This window comes from Blautia stercoris (assembly GCF_054657695.1).
This window is the reverse complement of the sequence record NZ_BAAHYF010000002.1, coordinates 762,251-779,709: the sequence shown is the minus strand read 5'-3', so window position 1 is coordinate 779,709 and position 17,459 is coordinate 762,251. Positions and strand designations below refer to the sequence as shown.

The following is a 17,459-nucleotide window of genomic DNA, read 5'->3' as shown; positions in this document are numbered from 1 at the left end:
TAATTCTGTACTTTTTCCACAGCCACCTTTGCCACATACTGTAATCTTCATACCTTCAATCCTCCAACTCACAGTCCTAGCTTCTTTACAATTTCTCCCAGTGCACTTCTTACAGGAGAATCTTTCGGAAGCCGTATGATCGGCTTTCCATCACAGTCATACTGATATACCTGGTCATCATGTGGTACAACCCCTAACAGTTCCAGTCCCTGATTTCGGATTTCTTCCAGAGTTCCGGCATCCAGTTTTCCATCTGGAACACGATTCACGATCAATCCAGTTTTCTGTGGTTTAAAGTTTAACTCCTTCATCAGCTTTGCAATACGTCCGGCTGCCTGAACACCTCTTCTGGAACAGTCACTTACAAGAATCGCAACTTCCATCATTGGCAGGATTCCTCTGCTGATATGTTCCATACCTGCTTCGTTATCAACCACAATATATGGATAATGGCTTTGCAGTTTCTGAACCTGGGTCTGCACAAGACCATTTACAAAACAATAGCAGCCCTGTCCCTGGGTTCGTCCCATTACCATCAAATCATAATCGTCTTCTTCTGCAATTGCATCGGAAAGACGCATTTCCAGATAAGCCTGTTTTGTCATACCGGAGGGAATCTGATATCGTGGGTCTACGCCTGCCCGCTCAATTTCTTCTCTCAGCTCCCCAAGTGTGATCTCCGGCTCAACACCGAGCACTTCGTTCAAATTTGCATTTGCATCTGCATCCACCGCCAGGACCGGACGTTTTCCGCTTTCACATAAATACTGGATCAATAATCCACAAAGAGTTGTTTTTCCTACGCCACCTTTTCCTGATACTGCAATTACATGTCCCATGTTTTTCCTCCTAAAATTCTGAACAATCTGTTGACTTTTTCTTTAAACCTCATTATAGTTGTTACTATATAAATTACAATAATCAGTCTGTGAGATTTGTATGGTTACTCAACACATCAGAAAAATTGTTGAGAAATTATATAATACTAACTAATACAGGAGTATATAATGTCAGAAAAAACGAGAAAACAAGATCGCCGTACCCGCTATACCAGGCAAACCATAAAAGATACGTTCTTAGAATTGTTAAAGCAGAAAAGTTTTACGAAAATTACAGTTACAGAGGTCTGCAAAAATGCTGAAATCAACCGTGGCACTTTTTATCTTCATTACTATGATATCTATGATGTATTATCAGATATTTTTAATGATATGACTCAGGATATGTTAACAACTGTAGATCATTTATTCTGTCTAAATCAAAAAAGCTGTTCCTATCCGTTCTGTCAGAAAATACAGATGGAATCACAATACAGGGCACTGTTTCTGGATGATGCAATTGCCCCTATTCTTCTGGAAAAAATAGCAGAAAATACAAAAGAAGGCTATGTGACCTGGCTTATGTCACACAGCCTCCTGACCTTTGAACAGGCAGAATCGGTTTTTTATTTTCAAATGAATGGCTGCCTTTCCATCAACAGACTGATGCTCCGCAATCACTGTAATGACTGGAAACAGATTCAGACAGTAATCGACAAATTTATCAAAGCCGGGCTGGAAAGTTTTCTGATTCATGATCAGAGAGAAGAAAAGGCTTCCGATAATTTTTGCAGCAAAATTTCTCCAACTGTTACCGCATCTTCTACACTCAGATAATGATCGGCATGATCCTGAAGAAATATTTTGCCAGATGCAGGAAATTCCTCATCTGCAAACCATATCTTTAAAGTTACCGGATATCTTGGCAGAACTGGAAAAACAGCACACAGATCCGCCTTTGTCTCTGTGAATTCTGCACCTAGGTTTTTACATGCTTTCTGAATTTTCTCAGGCTCTTTATCCTGCAAAAGCTTTTCCAGTTTCTGCTCTGCAGTCCGGTCAAACTTGGTTCCCCGAATCAATCCATCTTTCAGGTTACCAAAAGTAATGAGCTTCTGTGAACCTTCTGTTCCATCAGCCATATCCAGATAATGCAGCAATGTCAGATAATGCCATTCGTCCATGTCTGAGTTAATACGAAACTCAGGGAGTTGAATTTCAATCGTTTCATAAAAACTCAGTACTTCAAGCACATTTCGGCTGCTATGAAAAACAGCCCCACTTTTTGCAGCAAGCTCCTCTCCGGAACGATTTTGTAACCGTTTTACTGCTGCCAGCAGCATTTCCTGAAATGCACGATTTTCTGTTTGATTTTTGTATTCCATAACTTCTCCTTTGCGAACATTTTATCGCATCATATAATAATCAATGTTTATGCAAGAATTTGGGTGGTTTCATAAATCTGGCTTTGTCCGGATTCTCTTTCATCCATTCCCGGGCAAAATCCATTACCTCAGTCATAGTTTCATAATCTTTTCCACAAAAACAGCAACTTGGGCATGTTGGACATGGCCATCCCTTATTTTTGAATCTGCATGCGTCTAAATGTCGGTATGCTCTTAATAAATTTGCTTCATATTCTTCTTTAGACTGTGAAGCTTCCCTGTTTTCACGATAATAAAGGTGATACATTTTTTTAGTCATATGTTTTTTGATTCTGGTATATAAATTTCCTTTTAATTTGTCCACAATCAGCATATTATACAATCCTCCGTAAGTTTTATTACTATGTTGACTTTTCCTTTAAATTTCATTATAGTTGTAATTATATTATTTACAATCATCAAAATAAAAAATATGTACAGTTTCTCAACACATTAAAAAGAGCTGTTGAGAACTTGGGATGTTTTTGACAAACCAGAAATATTTTCACCCCAAAAACGTGAAAACAAAATCATTATATCATACTACAAGGAGTTTCTTATCATGAAATATTCAACGAAATTAAGCGATACTGTTCATGTGATGGTTCTGATTGCTATCAACCAGGAAAAATCCCTCTCCAGTGCCTCAATTGCAGAAAGTATCCATACAAATCCCGGCTTTGTACGCCAGCTTATGTTAAAACTAAAAAAAGCGGGACTTATGACCAGTGTAGCCGGACATGCCCGTCCTTCTCTTTCAAAACCAGCAGATCAGATTACATTGCTGGATATTTATAAAGCAGTTGAAGGTGATAAACCATTGCTTCATTTAGATACTCATACCAATCCAGAATGTGGCGTTGGCATTAACATTCAGTTATCTTTGCAGGGATTTTATAATGAAATTCAAAAGACTGCCGAAGAAAAAATGAATACGATTACTTTACAGGATATCATAGATATCTACTATCAGCGGATATCTATAGAAAACAACTTACAAAATATCATTTAACAGGAGAACATTTTCATGTACCTTCAGCAAATACGAAATGCCACCATTTTTTTATATTATGGTGGAAAAACATTTTTAATTGATCCTATATTAGCTCCAAAAGGAAGCTGGCCTCCACGAGCCATCAAAGCAATGGCAGATTGAAAATATTTCCAATTAACCTTTCAAAGCCGATATTTTATTCCAGTTTTACTGAAATAAAATATCGGCTTCTATTATTTCAACCTGCTATCCAAATGGATCTCCTAGATTTTCTGTTCCAATTTATCAAAAATAATTTTTCTAATACTTGTTTTTCACAAGTTTTGCTGAAACTTATATACATTTTTTCATTCAATATGTATTTTACTTCAGTCCTTTTGTCAGTGGAATCAGCATTAATAATGCTACGATACCTACAAGTCCAATCACTACCCCAAGAATCATCTTTCCAAATACCATGCACAGGCTCATTCCGATGCCAAGAAGAAGTGCTCCGAAAATCGCCAGCACAACCGTACCAACGGTCTTACCGCTTAATTTGATTGGCTCTTTTCCTTCCATTCTTCTCCATACGATCAACGTGATCAGGAAAATCACCAGTCCAATCACACCGGAAACTATTCCCTGATGGAACATTCCCCACTCCTCAATCAGTGCCATGCACATTCCCAGTGCAAAAAAATACCATTCCAATGGTTCCAAGTATCATCGCTACAAAATTACTTTTTTTCATTTCCTTTTACCTCGTTTCTTTCTTGCTTTTGTTATGACCACAGTATACTTCTGCATTTTTTTTTAATCGTTTGAGTTTTGTTTGAAAATTATTAATCTTCTTTTTCTTCCAGAAATTTATCTACAAACGCATTCTCAATCTTTTTATACGTACCTACTACGCCATCTTCGATTTTCTGATATGCACCAGTCACTTTTTCTGCGATTTTCCCTGTCTTCAGTGAATATCCCGTTGGACTGTTTTCATCTTTTTCCAGAAAGGTATCTGTAAATTTTTCTTCCACCTTCTTGTAACTGTTCATAACTTTTTTTCCTAGCTTTCCAGGTTTTAATTGATATTCTGTCATTGTCTGTTCCTCCATATTTTCTCTGAAAATGATTTACTTGATGTATGGATTTTAACACCCGATTATTTCACAAATACTTAAGTTTTGTTTGAAAATCATTAAAAAAACCGGTTTCTGAATGTTTCTTCAAAAACCAGTTTTTCAAACTCTATGCAGTTCTTGCTGTTTTATGATAAAGAATGCCCTTTTTCACAGATCTCATAGATCTCATCGTATTTTTCCTCGATATACGGAGTTATCTTTTTCGTCTTTTCTTCTTTGACTTTTTTATAGACAAAATACGGCAGAATCCAGCCAGCAAATGCAGGAATCGCCAATAAAATACAAAGCCAGATGATCGGCGGTTCTGCCGTCACCGCAAATACAGAGCCCGCCATAAATACGGTACCAAGGATTCCAATAAGCAGTGCAAGAATCGTTGCCAAACTTGTTTTGGAATTTTCAAGGGAAACGATATCCTGCATATCTGCCTCAAAATGTCTCTGCAGTCTGGTCAACTCCACTTTATTTACGATCTTCCGGTTCCGCTTCAGCTTCAGGACCACCGAATCCCCCTTATTCTGCGGTGGAAAGTTCCCATCCTGTTTCCATCCAAAGTTCTCGTAACAGTCCAGATAAAAGGATGCCTGTTCTTCTTTTACATTTATTTCTTTATATTCATAGGAAGTGAACGATTGCCGTTCTCTTTGAACATCAGGATTCATTTTCGTCCTCTCTTTCTAATTTTGTTTTCTGAGCTTTTTCCATTATCACAGTAAACACAGAGCCCTTATCCGGTGTACTTTCTACGGTAATAGATGCATTTGACAACTCCAGGGTTCGTTTTACCAGAGCCAGTCCCAGTCCATTTCCAAAAGTTGCATGGCTTTCATCTCCCTGATAAAATTTATCGAAGATATGTTTCATTACGTTTTCATTCATACCTAAGCCAGTATCTGCAACGGAAACTCTAACATACTGATCATCACTTGTCTCTGAAATGGTAATCGAACCGCCTTCCCGGTTATACTTGATCGCATTGGACAGCAGATTATTCCATACCAGTTCCATCAGTCCCGGATCTGCCGCAATGTATGCCTGCTCTTCCATCTCCACGTTCAGTTCCAGATTTTTCTTTTCCCAGCTTTCTTCAAACTGCACGGCACATTCGCAAAGCTGTGCACATACATCATACACTTCTACTTCCGGTATAATCGTCTGTTTTTCCAGTTTATTCAGCTTCAACATATTCTGAATCAGGCTTGACATCCTCCTGCTGGCATCTGCGATGTTATTCACGCAGTCTTTCTGTTCCTCATCCATTTCCTGTCTCTGTAAAATCTGGGCATTACTGTAGATTACAGAAAGTGGTGTCTTAAATTCGTGAGAAACATTGGAAAAGAAATCCGTTTTTAATGTTTCCGTGCTTCCCAGTTCCTCCACCATCTTATTAAAATCCTGCACCAACACATCCAGACAGTCGGCTTTATCCTTCGTATGTTTCGGTCGTAAATAAACAGAGAAATCGCCTTCGGCTACTTTTCTCGCTGCATCCGCAATTTCTTCTAATGGTTCTGTATATTTTTTCCGTATCTGCATACCTGTAAAAAAGGTAAATGCCACAGAGCCCAGAAACCAGAATCCAAACACGCCAGTCATCGCCACAGCCGAAATTTCGTCTGCATGAATATATTTTCCAATTATTTTCATCTGGATCGTCGTGATCACTGCAAAAAATACAAGGGAAAGACTAAAAATGGATACCGGAAAAAACCTCTTCTTGATTCGCTGATCCTTTTCCATTATGACAACACCGCCTTATATCCAAGTCCCCTTACTGTCTTGATCTCAAATCCATCACAGGTAGAAAATTTATCCCGTATCTTAGTAATATATACGTCCACTGCCCGCAGGCTTGTATCTGTATCCATTCCCCAGAACTCATCCATCAACTGTGCTCTGGTAAATGTTTTTTTCGGATAGGAAAGCAATTTATACAAAATATTAAACTCCCTAGTAGCTACTGGAACCTCTTCTCCATCAATCTCTGCCGTCATGGCATCCGCATCCAGCACCAGATTCCCTATAGTGATCTTTCGCTCCATTTCAATATTCGCACGACGAAGCAGTGCCCGTACCCTCATTTCAAGTTCTGCCAGTTCGATCGGTTTCACCATATAATCATCAATCCCAATCTGGAATCCTTTCTGCTTGGACGGCAGATCATCCTTCGCTGACACAAACAAAATCGGGATGTGTTTATTGACCTCTCTTACTTTCTCTGCAAATGCAAACCCATCCATTTCCGGCATCATAATATCAGAAATGATCAAATCGTATAAGCTGTTATACATCTCTTCAAAAGTATCTTTTGCATTTAACGCCCCTTTTGCTTCAAAACCAACATCGTTTAACCATTTGCAAATCGTTCTGTTTAATTTTTCATCATCATCGACCACTAAGATATGTATCATTTTCCATCCTCCGTATTTCTTTTTATCAGGACACCCGACCGGACAATCACAAACACCGCCATTCCTACCACGATACAACTCACACCCGCTCCGGTAAGTGCTGTCATGATTACCCGGAAATGCTCTGTGCTCTCACTGCCGAACTGTGCAAGCATTGCTGTTTCCAATGAAAAGATCGACACCAGTGCCAGATAGTATACACCCAGCGACAGGAACCATGCCGACCGGTAATAAATTCCTGTTGCTGTCTTAAATATAACATATAATACATTAATGAAAAATCCCGGATACAGGGCTATTTCTGTTCGGAAATTTTTTCATGAATGAATTTTTCCACAATTGGTACGGAAAGCAGCCACTTCATAAAAGGATGTTCACTGACACCATTCCTTACAAAATTTATAATCTTTAAAATAGCTGTTACACAGATGATCAATGCATACGCCGACAGAATATAGGCAATATAATCAAGTGCCGGAATGTTTATCTTTCCTGTCAATACTACAATCAGAAAAGCAAATGACGGAATCGCTATCATAAGCGTTGCAACAGGCGGCAGAAAACATATTCTTTTTGTGAGCCTAACTATTTTCTCTTTCATAAGCAGCAAACTCCTTTTCCGGCATAATCCCCCCCTATATTTCAATATTAATATTTTATTACCACATTCAATGCCTCCTCCACTCTGGAAGCCTTCTCAATTGCCTGCGGCAGCTGTTCCCATGGATAGACATCTGTAATAATGCTTTCAATATCCCATTTTCTGCTCTGCATGATTGCCATAACATCCCGTACATCCTCCGGAAAATATCCGCCGGAGCCGATAATCGCATGCTGGCCGTAAGTCATGGCAAGCACATCAATTGGCCTGAGTCCTGCTTTGACGGCAACCACTACCATTCTGGAATTCACTTTTCCCATGGACTGATAGGTTTCTATGATCCCATCCGCTCCGGCTGCATCTATATAAATATCCACATCACAGGTTTCACCCAATGCTGATATGGCACCACCAAATATTTTCTGTGCTTTCGCTTTGATATCCTCTTTACCATTATTGCAGATCTCAAATCCCAATTCTTTTGCTTTATTCAGGCGAAAATCAGAATGGTCGCAAATCATTACCTTATGACATCCAAAATACTTCAGTGCGATTGCGGCAGCAATGCCTATCGTTCCTGCCCCAAAGACAATCGCATTTTCGCCCTGATGCGGAAATGACCTTCTGGCAGCCCTGCACCCTACGGTAAATGGTTCAATCAGGCTTGCTTCTTTGGACGGTATTTCATCTGGGACTGCATAGACTCCTTTCCCAAGTTCTGCATTTGGAATCAGAATATATTCTGAAAATCCACCTGTCGTTCCTGCACGTTTGAGATCTCCCTTTGCAAGTCGTGGATACGGATAGACTCTGTCACCAACTTTTATATTTTTTACATTTTTTCCAACCTGAAACACTTCGGATACCATCTCATGTCCGAACTCACTTCCAACTGTAATTCTGTGTCCGGTTCCAGGACCATGCTCATAAACGGCCACATCTGTACCGCAGATGCTTGCATAAATATTTTTTACAACAATATCATTCTCTCCCGCTTCCGGTGTCGGAAGCTCCGTCATCTCTATACTTTTCTTTCCATTGTATAATGCTGCTCTCATAATCACGAATGTCCTTTCTCTTAATTTGTATCTATTTTATCGTATTTTTCTTCAAAAAAATCCTATGCCGGATGATTTACATACAGCATAGGATATATAGGTTTATATTGTGTTTGAAAATTGTTTCAGAATTGTTAATGATTGGGGTTTTCCCTTAAATGCCTAACGGCTGTCGCAGTACTCTTCACACTGTTTATGTAAAAAATATGCTGCTCCCTAAGTGGGATAAACGCATGTTTTTTATAAATTCCACTCTTTTCAAAACAGTCCCTAGGTCCACATTTTTTCTAAACCCAGGGACTATCTATAAAGAAGCTACTTGAAAGATTTCTGTAGAGTTTTCAAAAGCAGCTTGCATTCCGATGAATAGATTCACGCCCTCTTATTCCTTTAATTTCCCTGTTTGCTCTGATTAATATAATCAATAATCGTTTTGCATATTTCCTCTTTTGGTTTTCCAAGTGCTACTCCCAATTCCATATACAATAAATTTTCTGCAATCTGGAAATATCTTGCATCCGTGGCAGTACACTTTTTCTCTGCTCTTTTATTTTCCAGTTTTTTTATTTCCAACTCGTTCCAGATAAATGAAGAATCCCACATTCAAAACAATTCCTACAATCGTAGATACCGGTGCTGCCAAACCGATTTTTGTCAGGCTTGCATTTGGCTGAATACTCATAAAATATGCCAGTGGAAGACGGACTAAAAGAGTCTGAGTCAGTCCCTGCGCCATAACCCAAAGCGTTTTATTATTTCCATTAAAGTAACCAATCATACTAAAAAGCACAGCCGTTACAATTGTCTCTAATGCAAATCCTTTCAGGTAATCATAACCATTTTGAATAACCGCAGCATCTGTTGAGAAGAATCCTGCCAGTACATCCCCTTTAAACATGACAAGCAAAAATACAACGCATCCAACTGCAAGCCCTACGCCAATTCCTGTAAACATAGATTTCTTTGCTCTTTTTGTTTTTCCTGCTCCTACATTCTGAGAAACAAAGGAAGCCATAGACTGCATTAAAGCACTTGGTACAAGCATTGCAAAGTTTACGATTTTGCAGGCAACTCCATATCCGGAAGAAGCTTCCAGACCAAGTCGATTAACAAAGGCACATAATGCAAGGAAAGAAAGCTGGGTTAAACATTCCTGAAGTGCCAATGGTAATCCGATTTTAAGGAATTTTTTACACTGCGGATTAAATCGAAAATCACTCTTTTTAATTGCAAATGGAAGTTCTTTTTTCACCAGTAAAACAACTGCAAACACAACACTAAGCGCCTGTGCCAAAACTGTTGCAAGCGCAGCTCCTGCTGCATCTTTATGAAATCCTGCAACCAGCACTAAATCTCCAGCCACATTGACAATACATGCAACCAACACAAACAAAAGTGGAGATTTGCTATCTCCAAGTCCCCTGAAAATCGCAGACATCAAGTTATAAGCTACAATAAAAAAGATACCGCTTCCGCAGATTCTTACATAATCCGCAGTTAAATCAACTGCTTCTGTCGGAGCCTGCATCAGAATGGAAATCGGACGTGCAAAACATACCATCAAAATAAATAAGCCAATTGATATACAGGTAAATACCAGTACTGCTCCCCCAATAACAGAGCCTATCTGTTCCGGTCTTTTCTCACCCAGATACCGTGCAATCAAAACGGTAATTCCCATTGCAAACTGAATTATTACAAAAGTAACCAGATTCAAGACCTGGCTTCCGGTAGAAACCGCAGAAAGTCCGGACGTTGAACCGAATCGTCCAACAACCAGTAAATCTACTGCTCCATATGCCGCCTGTAAAATCAATGCGCCAAGCACCGGCAGCATAAAAAATACTAATTTCTTTAAAATACTCCCTTGTGTGAAGTCCGATTTATCATTCATTCTTCGTCTCTCCTCTCACACATTACCTGATAAAATTTCTCAATTACTGCTATCATACAATCTGCTTCTTCTTCCGAAATATCTGCCAAATAAGGAGCCAGCTCATTAAAATATTTCTCATTGTATTTTTCAGATAGCTTCTTTCCCTTTTCCGTGGCAGATAAATAGATAATTCGTCCATCCTCCGGTGAGACTGTTTTTTTGATATATCCTTTTTCTTCCATTTCTTTTACCGTCCTTGTAACACCGGGTCTTGGAAGATTTAATTTATCACTGATATCCGATATTTTCACCTGAACTTCTTTTTTCTCTAAAGCTAGAATCACGTCCAGATAATGAATATAAGACGGAGCAACTCCATTTGGAAGTGCCGGAAGTAACTCACGGATACGTTTTGCCTGATAACAGGCATCTAACATTCGCTTAATTTTTTCTGTTGTCATCTCTCACTCTCCTTTTTAAATTTTAGTTACCGACGTTAATTACCATTGATAATTATACAGATATTTTCCTCATTGTCAATTCATTTTTTTGCTTGCCCGAAATTTTTCTTTGTGCTACTATTTTCTTAGAAATTTTTCTAGGAGGAATTTTAAGATGAGCGATGTATTAGAACAAATGAAAACCAGAAGAAGTGTCAAAAAATATAAACCAGATATGGTTCCACAGGAAATCATTGACAAAGTGACCGAAGCCGGACTTTATGCGGCAAATGGAATGGGCCGTCAGGCTACTATTATCATTCAGGTAACAAACAAAGAAATGCGTGACAAACTCTCCGAACTCAATCGTCAAATCGGTGGCTGGAAAGAAGGATTTGACCCATTTTATGGTGCGCCTGCCGTTTTAGTTGTTCTTGGAAAAAAAGACTGCCCGACTCATGTTTATGATGGCAGCCTTGTTATGGGAAATTTAATGCTTGCTGCTCACGAACTCGGAGTTGGAAGCTGCTGGATTCACCGCGCTAAAGAAGAATTTGAAACAGATTTCGGAAAAGAACTGTTAAAATCTCTTGGAATTGAAGACGAATATGAAGGAATCGGACATTGTATTCTTGGTTATCCAGAAGGAGACTACCCGGAAACTCCAGAAAGAAAAGAAAATAGAGTATTTACAATTCAATAATCATTAAGGGTGTAGAAGCAACAGACTCCTACACCCTTTTTAGTGGATTTTTAAAGCACATTTTGCAAAAACCAACAGATAAATGGCAATGTGATAATCGAACAAATCGTGGTAATAAATACCCCACCCATTGCGTAATCTCCATCTGCACCTGAAGTATTTGCCATCATCACCACCGATGTCATAACCGGCATCCCTGCAATCAATGCCATTGTTAACTGGATTTCCGATGAAACAGAAAGGAATCCTAAAAGAACAAACAACAAAATTGGTGCCAGTATCATTTTTGTAAGCACGATTCCATATAGTGCGAATTCTTTTAGATGTTTTCCAATGTGAATACTTGCAAAAATTCCACCCACATAAATCATTGCAAGCGGTGACGCCGTTCCTCCTATCTTTTGAAGTCCCATATCCAGAATCCGTGGCTCTTTGATTTCAGTTAAGACCAGAAATACTGCAAGTAAAATTGCAACCGTTGCTGGATTAACTAATTTCTTCGGGTTAAATTTTCCTTCTCCTTGCGGAGTTGTAAATTTTACTCCCAAAGTCCAAAGCATAAACTGGTCTATTATCGTAAATACTGAAATATATAAAATGCCATTTTTCGGAAAAATGCTTGTAATAATCGGGATTCCCATAAATCCCACATTTCCAAACATCGACATTGCCTGATAGATTCCTGCTCTGTCTCCTTTCAAATGAAATAATTTCGTCATGCCAAATCCGCAAAAAAGCATAAAAAAATAGAAGCCGGCAGTAATAAACAGTATCAAAACAGAATGAGTTAATGTTTCTTTTTCTACTCCATCTGTGATATTTACAAAAACCAGAATCGGTAACGCCATTTTTACTACAAATCTGGAAATGGCTTCAAGCATTTCACTGCTTAATACCTTTGTTTTAATTAGAATCACGCCTGCCAACAGGTAAATAACAAACAACCCCATCTGTTCCAGCAAAATTTCAAATGTATTCATCTTCTCTTTTCCTCTCATTTCTTTCCCTACTAATCTATCGTATTTTGCTATTTTCGTCAAATTGTCCTTTGCTATTTTTGCCGGGTTTTTGTATACTTTTCTTATCTATAAGACGCTTTTATTCTAAATAAGGAGGCATTTTTCATGAAGGAATACGAAATTTTTATTGAAACTATGAATCCCTGCGGTGGCGCAAAATATGCCAAACAGGAAATCATCGAAGCCGAAGCTGAAAGCCCGGAAGCTTATATCAAAGAGCATGCGAAATATCCTGTTCTTGAGACTATTAAAAATGCGGATGGAGATACCGTTGTTACGACAGGGAATAAAAATGGGTATTTGATTCGGTATACGTTTACGGAGTGAACAAAAAAATCGTGAATCAGCTCTTCTCCTGATTCACGATTTTTCAATTATTTTTTTCCTAACCAATACGGTTCCATATATCCTGCTTCACAAAGATTTCCAACTCCCTGTCCTAGTCCGGCAGAAGACACCGGAGTTTCAAAATCCTGTGTATTTCCATCTGAGCCAATATAGCGGATACATTTTGTTTCGTCATTTGGAGACATGTAGAATCGATATTCTTCCTGTCCCTTATAGACAAAGGCAAACAACAGAGTATTATTTTCATAGTAAAATTCAGCGGAATAATCCTGAGGCAAATCTTCATTTTCTTTCTCTTTTCACCTCAAATATTTTTACCTATAAAATACGGCTGTATTATATCACAATTTTTTCAAAAATCAAATCTGTTTTCTTTTCTTTTTCTACCTTATAATAAACTTGCTAAAATTGACATTCAAGTAGAAAGGATTTTAATTATATGGAACAATTTCTCGCAGGTTTTGAGGCATTAAAAGCCAACATCTTTGATAATATGATTGAACAACAGGCTAAACTTGGTTATCGTAAAGAACCTGTCCGTCTTTACTATCCACTTAGCTCTCTCAACCATTTTTTTAATAAAAAAGCAGACTCAGATGCAATGCAGCAGATACTTTCGGATTTTCCGGTTTATACAAAAGAACAATGTGGAGAAATTTCTGCCACACATAAAGGAGAACGCTTTTGTTTTACCATCTCCGAAGAGGTTTCGGAGTATGTTCACACAAATAAACCCGGCAATGTTTTTATTTGTGAATTAATCCAGCTTTTAACAAAGCATAGTACAACTCTTGAAGAGATAATTACGCTTTTCAAGTCTCAACCAAAAGAATCCGTTATCGAACCAGTCAACAATGGAGAATTCGACATTTTAATTCGTTTTGTAAATGATAAAGACCGCTATTACTATTGTTTTAAAGATGAAGGTTGCCATATCATTTATCATCGCTTCTTACCGGAAGATTACGCAGATTTCGATTTTTAACAAAAAAAAAGAGCAGGAGAACTTCCCATTCTCCTGCCCTTTTTTTTATTTACAGAATTTTTTTAGGCATCTATCTGATTTAATAAGTTCACCATTTCAATTGCAGAAAGTGCACAGTCATATCCTTTATTTCCTGCTTTGCTTCCGGCTCTTGCAATCGCCTGTTCAATATTTTCTGTCGTTACTACACCAAATAACACCGGAACTCCTGTCTGTAATCCGACTGTTGCAATTCCTTTTGAAACTTCATTGCACACATAATCATAATGGCTGGTATCGCCTCGAATAACTGCACCGACACAGATAACCGCATCATACTTTCCGGATTTTGCAAGACGCTCTGCCACAAGCGGAATTTCAAATGCTCCCGGTACCCATGCAGCTGTAATGTTTTCTTCTTCTACTCCATGTCTTACCAGTCCGTCTATCGCTCCGCCAAGCAGTTTATTTACAATAATTTCATTAAAACGAGCTGCTACAATTGCTGCTTTCATTCCTTTTTTGGCTACTACTTTTCCTTCTAATACATTGATTTCTTTCATGATTTTTTCTCCTTTTTGTATGCTTATGATTTTATTGTTTTCCAGCTAAATTAATTTAAAATGTTTTGAAACACATGTCCCATGCGGATTTTTTTGGTTTCCATATAGCGTCTGTCATACTGCTGTGTTGGAATTTCAATTGGCACTCTCTTCTTGATTTCAAGTCCAAGTCCGCTCAATCCGTAAATCTTTGTTGGATTATTGGTTAATAATCGCATGGATTTAACTCCAAGATCTTTTAAAATCTGTGCTCCAACCCAGTATTCTCTCAAATCCGGTGCAAATCCAAGTTTAATATTCGCATCTACCGTATCATATCCTTGTTCCTGTAATTCATACGCCTTTAACTTGTTAATCAGACCAATTCCACGACCTTCCTGACGCATATATAATACAATTCCGCGACCTTCAGCTTCTATCATCTGCATTGCTTTTTGGAGCTGAGGTCCACAATCACATCTAAGAGAGCCAAACGCATCACCGGTCAGACATTCGGAATGAATCCGGCAAAGCACATCTTCTCCATCCCCGATGTCACCTTTTACCAATGCAACATGATGCTCCTTTGTGATATCATTTACATAGCCGTAAATCTTGAAATGTCCATATCGGTTCGGAAAATCCGCACACGCTTCTCTTACCACATGTTTTTCGTGAATTCGGCAGTAATCCTGAATTGCCTGAATCGTAATAAATTTTAATTCAAACTTTTCGGCAAGCTCCCAGAGTTCACTTGTGCGCATCATCGTTCCATCTTCTCTCATAATTTCACAACACACACCGCATTGTTTTAACCCTGCAAGACGCATCAAATCTACAGTTGCTTCTGTATGTCCATTTCTCACCAGCACACCGCCGTTTTTTGCAATCAGCGGAAATACATGCCCCGGCTTTCTGAAATCCTCTGGCGAAACGTTCTCATCCACACACATCCGCATGGTAAGTCCACGCTCTGCTGCGGAAATGCCTGTTGTCGTATCTTTATAGTCAATTGAAACCGTAAATGCAGTCTCATGATTGTCGGTATTTTTTGTTACCATCGGTACAAATCCAAGTTTTTCTGCAAGTTCTACACTCATCGGAGTACAAATAAGTCCCTTTGCATAACTCGCCATAAAATTAATATTTTCCTGTGTTGCAAACTCGGCTGCGCAAATCATATCACCTTCGTTTTCTCGATTTTCATCATCCGTAACAAGCACAATTTTCCCTTGTTTTAAGTCTTCTAACGCTTCTTCTACTGTGTTATATTCATGTTCCATTTCCGTTTTCCTCCCTGTCAGATTCCGTATTTTTCTAAAAATTCCATTGTCAAATTTGAGGATGACTCTGTTTTTTTCTCTTCTGTTTCTTTAAAATTCAATAGCCGTTCTACATATTTTCCAATCACATCGTTTTCAATGTTGATACAGCTTCCTGCCTTTTTATCAGCTAATGTCGTTTCCTGCCTGGTATGTGGAATTACTGAAACTTTAAATGTTACATCATTTACTTCTGCTACTGTAAGACTGACTCCATCAAGACACACCGAGCCTTTTTCCACGATAAATTTTAGAATCGGTGCATCTGCTTTTATTGTAAACCAGACTGCATTTTCTTCCGGCAATATCTCTGTAATCACACCACAGCCATCTACATGCCCCGACACAATATGTCCTCCAAACCTTCCATTTGCTGACATCGCCCTCTCCAGATTTACTCTTGCACCTGTTTTTGCTTCTTTTAAACTGCTTCGCCTTACGGTTTCTGCCATAACATCAGCTGTAAAAAAACCATTTCCAAGAGTAGTCACAGTCAGACAGATTCCATTGACGGCAATGCTGTCTCCGATTTTTGTGCCTTCCAACACTTTTTTTGCCTGTATTTTTATACTTCCGGATGAGCCGGAAATGCTTAATTTTTGTATGATACCTGTTTCTTCTACAATTCCTGTAAACACTTCGGTACCTCCTTCCGGTAAGTAAGCTGTACGTCTTCTCCAATTTTTCTGATGTCCTGCAGATAAAATTCTTTTGCGTCTTTTACCTCACAGATTCCACATCCTTCTACAGGGGAAGGTGCACCTTTTCCACCAAAAATCTTTGGTGCAAGAAATACATGAACTTCATTAACCAGATTTTCTCTCAGCATGCTTTCATTTAATGTACCGCCACCCTCAAGCAAAATACTGTCAATCTTTTGTTCTCCCAGCATCTCTATTAATTTTTTCAAATCGACTTTTCCTTCTTTTGGAACTTCCAGCACCTGTACTCCAAGTGTTTCCAAAGCTGTTTTTTTCTCCTGTTCGGCATAGGCACAGGCTATGATTGCCGGATACTCTTTTGCGCTTTGACAAATCTTACTTTCTAAAGGGATCTGAAGTCTGCTGTCACAGATAATTCGTATCGGACTTTTCTTTCCTTCGATTCTTGTATTTAACATCGGGTCATCTTTTAAAACGGTTCCGATTCCTGCCATAATTGCAGTGTATTGATGCCTCATTTCATGTACGATTTTTCTCGATTGTTCGGAAGTAATCCATTTTGATTTTCCGGTTTTTGTTGCGATTTTTCCGTCCATCGTCATTGCATATTTCATCACAATATAAGGTCTTTTCGTCTGAATAAAATGAAAGAATACCGAATTTAATGCATCACATTCTTCTCTCATAAAATCCTCTTCTACCTCAATTCCCTGCGCTCTTAAAAACCGGGTTCCTTTTCCCGCAACCAAAGGATTCGGGTCTCTTGAACCAATTACTACTTTCTTGATTCCAGCTTCTACAATCGCTTCGGTACAAGGCGGTTGTTTTCCATAATGACAGCATGGTTCAAGCGTTACATATATCGTTGCACCTTCTGCTGATTCTTTTAAATGTTTAATTGCATTGCGCTCTGCATGCAGTTCTCCGTATTTTTCATGATATCCTTCCCCAATGATACGTCCATCTTTCACAATAACCGCGCCCACCAGCGGGTTGGGACTTGTCCATCCAACTCCTTGCTTTGCCAGTTCAATGGCTCTTAGCATATATTCTTTTTTCTGCATTTTCTTTCTCCTAATCGAAAAAAATCCCTGCAAATAAAAAGTTTATCTACAGGGATTTCTCATATTTCTAACTATATATGAAACAAAAAGGC

At 38.6% G+C, this 17,459-nt stretch carries 25 protein-coding genes and 1 pseudogene; 6 read left to right on the top strand and 20 right to left on the bottom strand.

Annotated features, from left to right (window positions below; genetic code table 11):
• Window positions 1-68: 68 nt before the first annotated feature.
• Window positions 69-839 (bottom strand): ATP-binding protein, encoded by a 771-nt coding sequence (locus ACYQ2D_RS13400; protein WP_117455971.1) that lies wholly within the window; start codon window positions 837-839, stop codon window positions 69-71.
• Window positions 840-1,007: 168 nt separating this feature from the next.
• On the opposite strand from ACYQ2D_RS13400, the gene ACYQ2D_RS13395 reads away from it, so the two are divergent.
• On the top strand, window positions 1,008-1,655 hold the full coding sequence (locus ACYQ2D_RS13395; protein ID WP_459785775.1) for a TetR/AcrR family transcriptional regulator: 648 nt from the start codon (window positions 1,008-1,010) through the stop codon (window positions 1,653-1,655).
• Here ACYQ2D_RS13395 and ACYQ2D_RS13390 read toward each other — a convergent pair.
• Together ACYQ2D_RS13390 and ACYQ2D_RS13385 are read right to left on the bottom strand one after the other, a co-directional pair.
• Window positions 1,577-2,203, bottom strand: a complete 627-nt coding sequence (locus tag ACYQ2D_RS13390; RefSeq protein WP_459785774.1) for a DUF3786 domain-containing protein — start codon at window positions 2,201-2,203, stop codon at window positions 1,577-1,579. The two genes, ACYQ2D_RS13395 and ACYQ2D_RS13390, sit on opposite strands and share 79 nt — an antisense overlap.
• A gap of 40 nt (window positions 2,204-2,243) precedes the next feature.
• Window positions 2,244-2,576, bottom strand: a complete 333-nt coding sequence (locus ACYQ2D_RS13385) for a nitrous oxide-stimulated promoter family protein (RefSeq protein ID WP_015542172.1) — start codon at window positions 2,574-2,576, stop codon at window positions 2,244-2,246.
• 228 nt (window positions 2,577-2,804) lie between these two features.
• Here ACYQ2D_RS13385 and ACYQ2D_RS13380 point away from each other — a divergent pair, with 228 nt between their 5' ends.
• On the top strand, window positions 2,805-3,254 hold the full coding sequence (locus ACYQ2D_RS13380) for an Rrf2 family transcriptional regulator (RefSeq protein ID WP_117991465.1): 450 nt from the start codon (window positions 2,805-2,807) through the stop codon (window positions 3,252-3,254).
• 15 nt (window positions 3,255-3,269) lie between these two features.
• A complete protein-coding gene (locus ACYQ2D_RS13375) occupies window positions 3,270-3,398 on the top strand; it encodes a hypothetical protein (protein WP_270424826.1) in 129 nt (42 codons plus the stop codon).
• Between the two features lie 201 nt (window positions 3,399-3,599).
• Here ACYQ2D_RS13375 and ACYQ2D_RS13370 read toward each other — a convergent pair.
• From ACYQ2D_RS13370 to ACYQ2D_RS13320, 11 genes and pseudogenes are all read right to left on the bottom strand, one after another.
• A pseudogene (locus ACYQ2D_RS13370) lies at window positions 3,600-3,969 on the bottom strand (hypothetical protein).
• Between the two features lie 91 nt (window positions 3,970-4,060).
• Window positions 4,061-4,315, bottom strand: coding sequence for a hypothetical protein (locus ACYQ2D_RS13365; protein ID WP_118572820.1), 255 nt, complete (start codon window positions 4,313-4,315; stop codon window positions 4,061-4,063).
• 167 nt (window positions 4,316-4,482) lie between these two features.
• Entirely contained in the window at window positions 4,483-5,019 is a 537-nt protein-coding gene (locus ACYQ2D_RS13360) for a hypothetical protein (RefSeq protein ID WP_459785773.1), read from the bottom strand.
• Window positions 5,009-6,097, bottom strand: coding sequence for a HAMP domain-containing sensor histidine kinase (locus ACYQ2D_RS13355; RefSeq protein ID WP_459785772.1), 1,089 nt, complete (start codon window positions 6,095-6,097; stop codon window positions 5,009-5,011). The genes ACYQ2D_RS13360 and ACYQ2D_RS13355 overlap by 11 nt, the downstream gene beginning before the upstream one ends.
• Window positions 6,097-6,768, bottom strand: coding sequence for a response regulator transcription factor (locus ACYQ2D_RS13350; RefSeq protein ID WP_459785770.1), 672 nt, complete (start codon window positions 6,766-6,768; stop codon window positions 6,097-6,099). The genes ACYQ2D_RS13355 and ACYQ2D_RS13350 overlap by 1 nt, the downstream gene beginning before the upstream one ends.
• Window positions 6,765-6,935, bottom strand: a complete 171-nt coding sequence (locus ACYQ2D_RS13345; RefSeq protein ID WP_459785769.1) for a hypothetical protein — start codon at window positions 6,933-6,935, stop codon at window positions 6,765-6,767. The genes ACYQ2D_RS13350 and ACYQ2D_RS13345 overlap by 4 nt, the downstream gene beginning before the upstream one ends.
• A 128-nt stretch (window positions 6,936-7,063) precedes the next feature.
• Window positions 7,064-7,369 carry a hypothetical protein gene (locus ACYQ2D_RS13340; RefSeq protein ID WP_459785768.1) on the bottom strand — a complete coding sequence of 102 codons (306 nt, stop codon included), beginning with the start codon at window positions 7,367-7,369 and terminating at the stop codon, window positions 7,064-7,066.
• 47 nt (window positions 7,370-7,416) lie between these two features.
• Window positions 7,417-8,427, bottom strand: coding sequence for a zinc-dependent alcohol dehydrogenase (locus tag ACYQ2D_RS13335; protein WP_459785767.1), 1,011 nt, complete (start codon window positions 8,425-8,427; stop codon window positions 7,417-7,419).
• Window positions 8,428-8,817: 390 nt separating this feature from the next.
• Window positions 8,818-9,000, bottom strand: a complete 183-nt coding sequence (locus tag ACYQ2D_RS13330; protein ID WP_459785766.1) for a hypothetical protein — start codon at window positions 8,998-9,000, stop codon at window positions 8,818-8,820.
• A complete protein-coding gene (locus tag ACYQ2D_RS13325; RefSeq protein WP_459785765.1) occupies window positions 8,975-10,321 on the bottom strand; it encodes an MATE family efflux transporter in 1,347 nt (448 codons plus the stop codon). Before ACYQ2D_RS13325 ends, ACYQ2D_RS13330 begins: the two co-directional genes overlap by 26 nt.
• A complete protein-coding gene (locus ACYQ2D_RS13320) occupies window positions 10,318-10,764 on the bottom strand; it encodes a MarR family winged helix-turn-helix transcriptional regulator (RefSeq protein ID WP_459785764.1) in 447 nt (148 codons plus the stop codon). Before ACYQ2D_RS13320 ends, ACYQ2D_RS13325 begins: the two co-directional genes overlap by 4 nt.
• Before the next feature lie 154 nt (window positions 10,765-10,918).
• Between ACYQ2D_RS13320 and ACYQ2D_RS13315 the strand changes: the two genes are divergently transcribed.
• Window positions 10,919-11,446, top strand: coding sequence for a nitroreductase (locus ACYQ2D_RS13315; protein WP_117456848.1), 528 nt, complete (start codon window positions 10,919-10,921; stop codon window positions 11,444-11,446).
• A gap of 50 nt (window positions 11,447-11,496) precedes the next feature.
• Here the strand turns inward: ACYQ2D_RS13315 and ACYQ2D_RS13310 are convergent, their stop codons facing one another.
• Entirely contained in the window at window positions 11,497-12,426 is a 930-nt protein-coding gene (locus ACYQ2D_RS13310) for an AEC family transporter (protein ID WP_459785762.1), read from the bottom strand.
• 144 nt (window positions 12,427-12,570) lie between these two features.
• On the opposite strand from ACYQ2D_RS13310, the gene ACYQ2D_RS13305 reads away from it, so the two are divergent.
• On the top strand, window positions 12,571-12,792 hold the full coding sequence (locus ACYQ2D_RS13305; RefSeq protein ID WP_117456849.1) for a hypothetical protein: 222 nt from the start codon (window positions 12,571-12,573) through the stop codon (window positions 12,790-12,792).
• A gap of 47 nt (window positions 12,793-12,839) precedes the next feature.
• Here the strand turns inward: ACYQ2D_RS13305 and ACYQ2D_RS13300 are convergent, their stop codons facing one another.
• Window positions 12,840-13,091, bottom strand: a complete 252-nt coding sequence (locus tag ACYQ2D_RS13300) for a hypothetical protein (protein WP_459785761.1) — start codon at window positions 13,089-13,091, stop codon at window positions 12,840-12,842.
• A gap of 161 nt (window positions 13,092-13,252) precedes the next feature.
• On the opposite strand from ACYQ2D_RS13300, the gene ACYQ2D_RS13295 reads away from it, so the two are divergent.
• Window positions 13,253-13,798 (top strand): DUF3877 family protein, encoded by a 546-nt coding sequence (locus tag ACYQ2D_RS13295; protein ID WP_459785759.1) that lies wholly within the window; start codon window positions 13,253-13,255, stop codon window positions 13,796-13,798.
• Between the two features lie 62 nt (window positions 13,799-13,860).
• Here ACYQ2D_RS13295 and ribH read toward each other — a convergent pair whose 3' ends face one another.
• Genes ribH through ribD form a run of 4 tightly spaced genes read right to left on the bottom strand, consistent with a single transcriptional unit; the run spans window position 13,861 to window position 17,367 of the window.
• Entirely contained in the window at window positions 13,861-14,340 is a 480-nt protein-coding gene (gene ribH / locus ACYQ2D_RS13290) for a 6,7-dimethyl-8-ribityllumazine synthase (protein WP_459785758.1), read from the bottom strand.
• A 50-nt stretch (window positions 14,341-14,390) separates the two neighbouring features.
• Window positions 14,391-15,602, bottom strand: a complete 1,212-nt coding sequence (locus ACYQ2D_RS13285; RefSeq protein ID WP_459785756.1) for a bifunctional 3,4-dihydroxy-2-butanone-4-phosphate synthase/GTP cyclohydrolase II — start codon at window positions 15,600-15,602, stop codon at window positions 14,391-14,393.
• Between the two features lie 17 nt (window positions 15,603-15,619).
• Window positions 15,620-16,279 (bottom strand): riboflavin synthase, encoded by a 660-nt coding sequence (locus ACYQ2D_RS13280; protein WP_187558590.1) that lies wholly within the window; start codon window positions 16,277-16,279, stop codon window positions 15,620-15,622.
• Window positions 16,261-17,367, bottom strand: a complete 1,107-nt coding sequence (gene ribD, locus ACYQ2D_RS13275) for a bifunctional diaminohydroxyphosphoribosylaminopyrimidine deaminase/5-amino-6-(5-phosphoribosylamino)uracil reductase RibD (protein ID WP_459785755.1) — start codon at window positions 17,365-17,367, stop codon at window positions 16,261-16,263. Before ribD ends, ACYQ2D_RS13280 begins: the two co-directional genes overlap by 19 nt.
• Between the last annotated feature and the right edge of the window lie 92 nt (window positions 17,368-17,459).

Excerpts from the sequence above, each read along its gene's own strand:
- ACYQ2D_RS13400 (WP_117455971.1), bottom strand. The coding sequence starts at position 839 with ATGGGACATGTAATTGCAGTATCAGGAAAAGGTGGCGTAGGAAAAACA.
- ACYQ2D_RS13395 (WP_459785775.1), top strand. The coding sequence starts at position 1,008 with ATGTCAGAAAAAACGAGAAAACAAGATCGCCGTACCCGCTATACCAGG.
- ACYQ2D_RS13390 (WP_459785774.1), bottom strand. The coding sequence starts at position 2,203 with ATGGAATACAAAAATCAAACAGAAAATCGTGCATTTCAGGAAATGCTG.
- ACYQ2D_RS13385 (WP_015542172.1), bottom strand. The coding sequence starts at position 2,576 with ATGCTGATTGTGGACAAATTAAAAGGAAATTTATATACCAGAATCAAA.
- ACYQ2D_RS13380 (WP_117991465.1), top strand. The coding sequence starts at position 2,805 with ATGAAATATTCAACGAAATTAAGCGATACTGTTCATGTGATGGTTCTG.
- ACYQ2D_RS13375 (WP_270424826.1), top strand. The coding sequence starts at position 3,270 with ATGTACCTTCAGCAAATACGAAATGCCACCATTTTTTTATATTATGGT.
- ACYQ2D_RS13365 (WP_118572820.1), bottom strand. The coding sequence starts at position 4,315 with ATGACAGAATATCAATTAAAACCTGGAAAGCTAGGAAAAAAAGTTATG.
- ACYQ2D_RS13360 (WP_459785773.1), bottom strand. The coding sequence starts at position 5,019 with ATGAATCCTGATGTTCAAAGAGAACGGCAATCGTTCACTTCCTATGAA.
- ACYQ2D_RS13355 (WP_459785772.1), bottom strand. The coding sequence starts at position 6,097 with ATGGAAAAGGATCAGCGAATCAAGAAGAGGTTTTTTCCGGTATCCATT.
- ACYQ2D_RS13350 (WP_459785770.1), bottom strand. The coding sequence starts at position 6,768 with ATGATACATATCTTAGTGGTCGATGATGATGAAAAATTAAACAGAACG.
- ACYQ2D_RS13340 (WP_459785768.1), bottom strand. The coding sequence starts at position 7,369 with ATGAAAGAGAAAATAGTTAGGCTCACAAAAAGAATATGTTTTCTGCCG.
- ACYQ2D_RS13335 (WP_459785767.1), bottom strand. The coding sequence starts at position 8,427 with ATGAGAGCAGCATTATACAATGGAAAGAAAAGTATAGAGATGACGGAG.
- ACYQ2D_RS13325 (WP_459785765.1), bottom strand. The coding sequence starts at position 10,321 with ATGAATGATAAATCGGACTTCACACAAGGGAGTATTTTAAAGAAATTA.
- ACYQ2D_RS13320 (WP_459785764.1), bottom strand. The coding sequence starts at position 10,764 with ATGACAACAGAAAAAATTAAGCGAATGTTAGATGCCTGTTATCAGGCA.
- ACYQ2D_RS13315 (WP_117456848.1), top strand. The coding sequence starts at position 10,919 with ATGAGCGATGTATTAGAACAAATGAAAACCAGAAGAAGTGTCAAAAAA.
- ACYQ2D_RS13310 (WP_459785762.1), bottom strand. The coding sequence starts at position 12,426 with ATGAATACATTTGAAATTTTGCTGGAACAGATGGGGTTGTTTGTTATT.
- ACYQ2D_RS13305 (WP_117456849.1), top strand. The coding sequence starts at position 12,571 with ATGAAGGAATACGAAATTTTTATTGAAACTATGAATCCCTGCGGTGGC.
- ACYQ2D_RS13295 (WP_459785759.1), top strand. The coding sequence starts at position 13,253 with ATGGAACAATTTCTCGCAGGTTTTGAGGCATTAAAAGCCAACATCTTT.
- ribH (WP_459785758.1), bottom strand. The coding sequence starts at position 14,340 with ATGAAAGAAATCAATGTATTAGAAGGAAAAGTAGTAGCCAAAAAAGGA.
- ACYQ2D_RS13285 (WP_459785756.1), bottom strand. The coding sequence starts at position 15,602 with ATGGAACATGAATATAACACAGTAGAAGAAGCGTTAGAAGACTTAAAA.
- ribD (WP_459785755.1), bottom strand. The coding sequence starts at position 17,367 with ATGCAGAAAAAAGAATATATGCTAAGAGCCATTGAACTGGCAAAGCAA.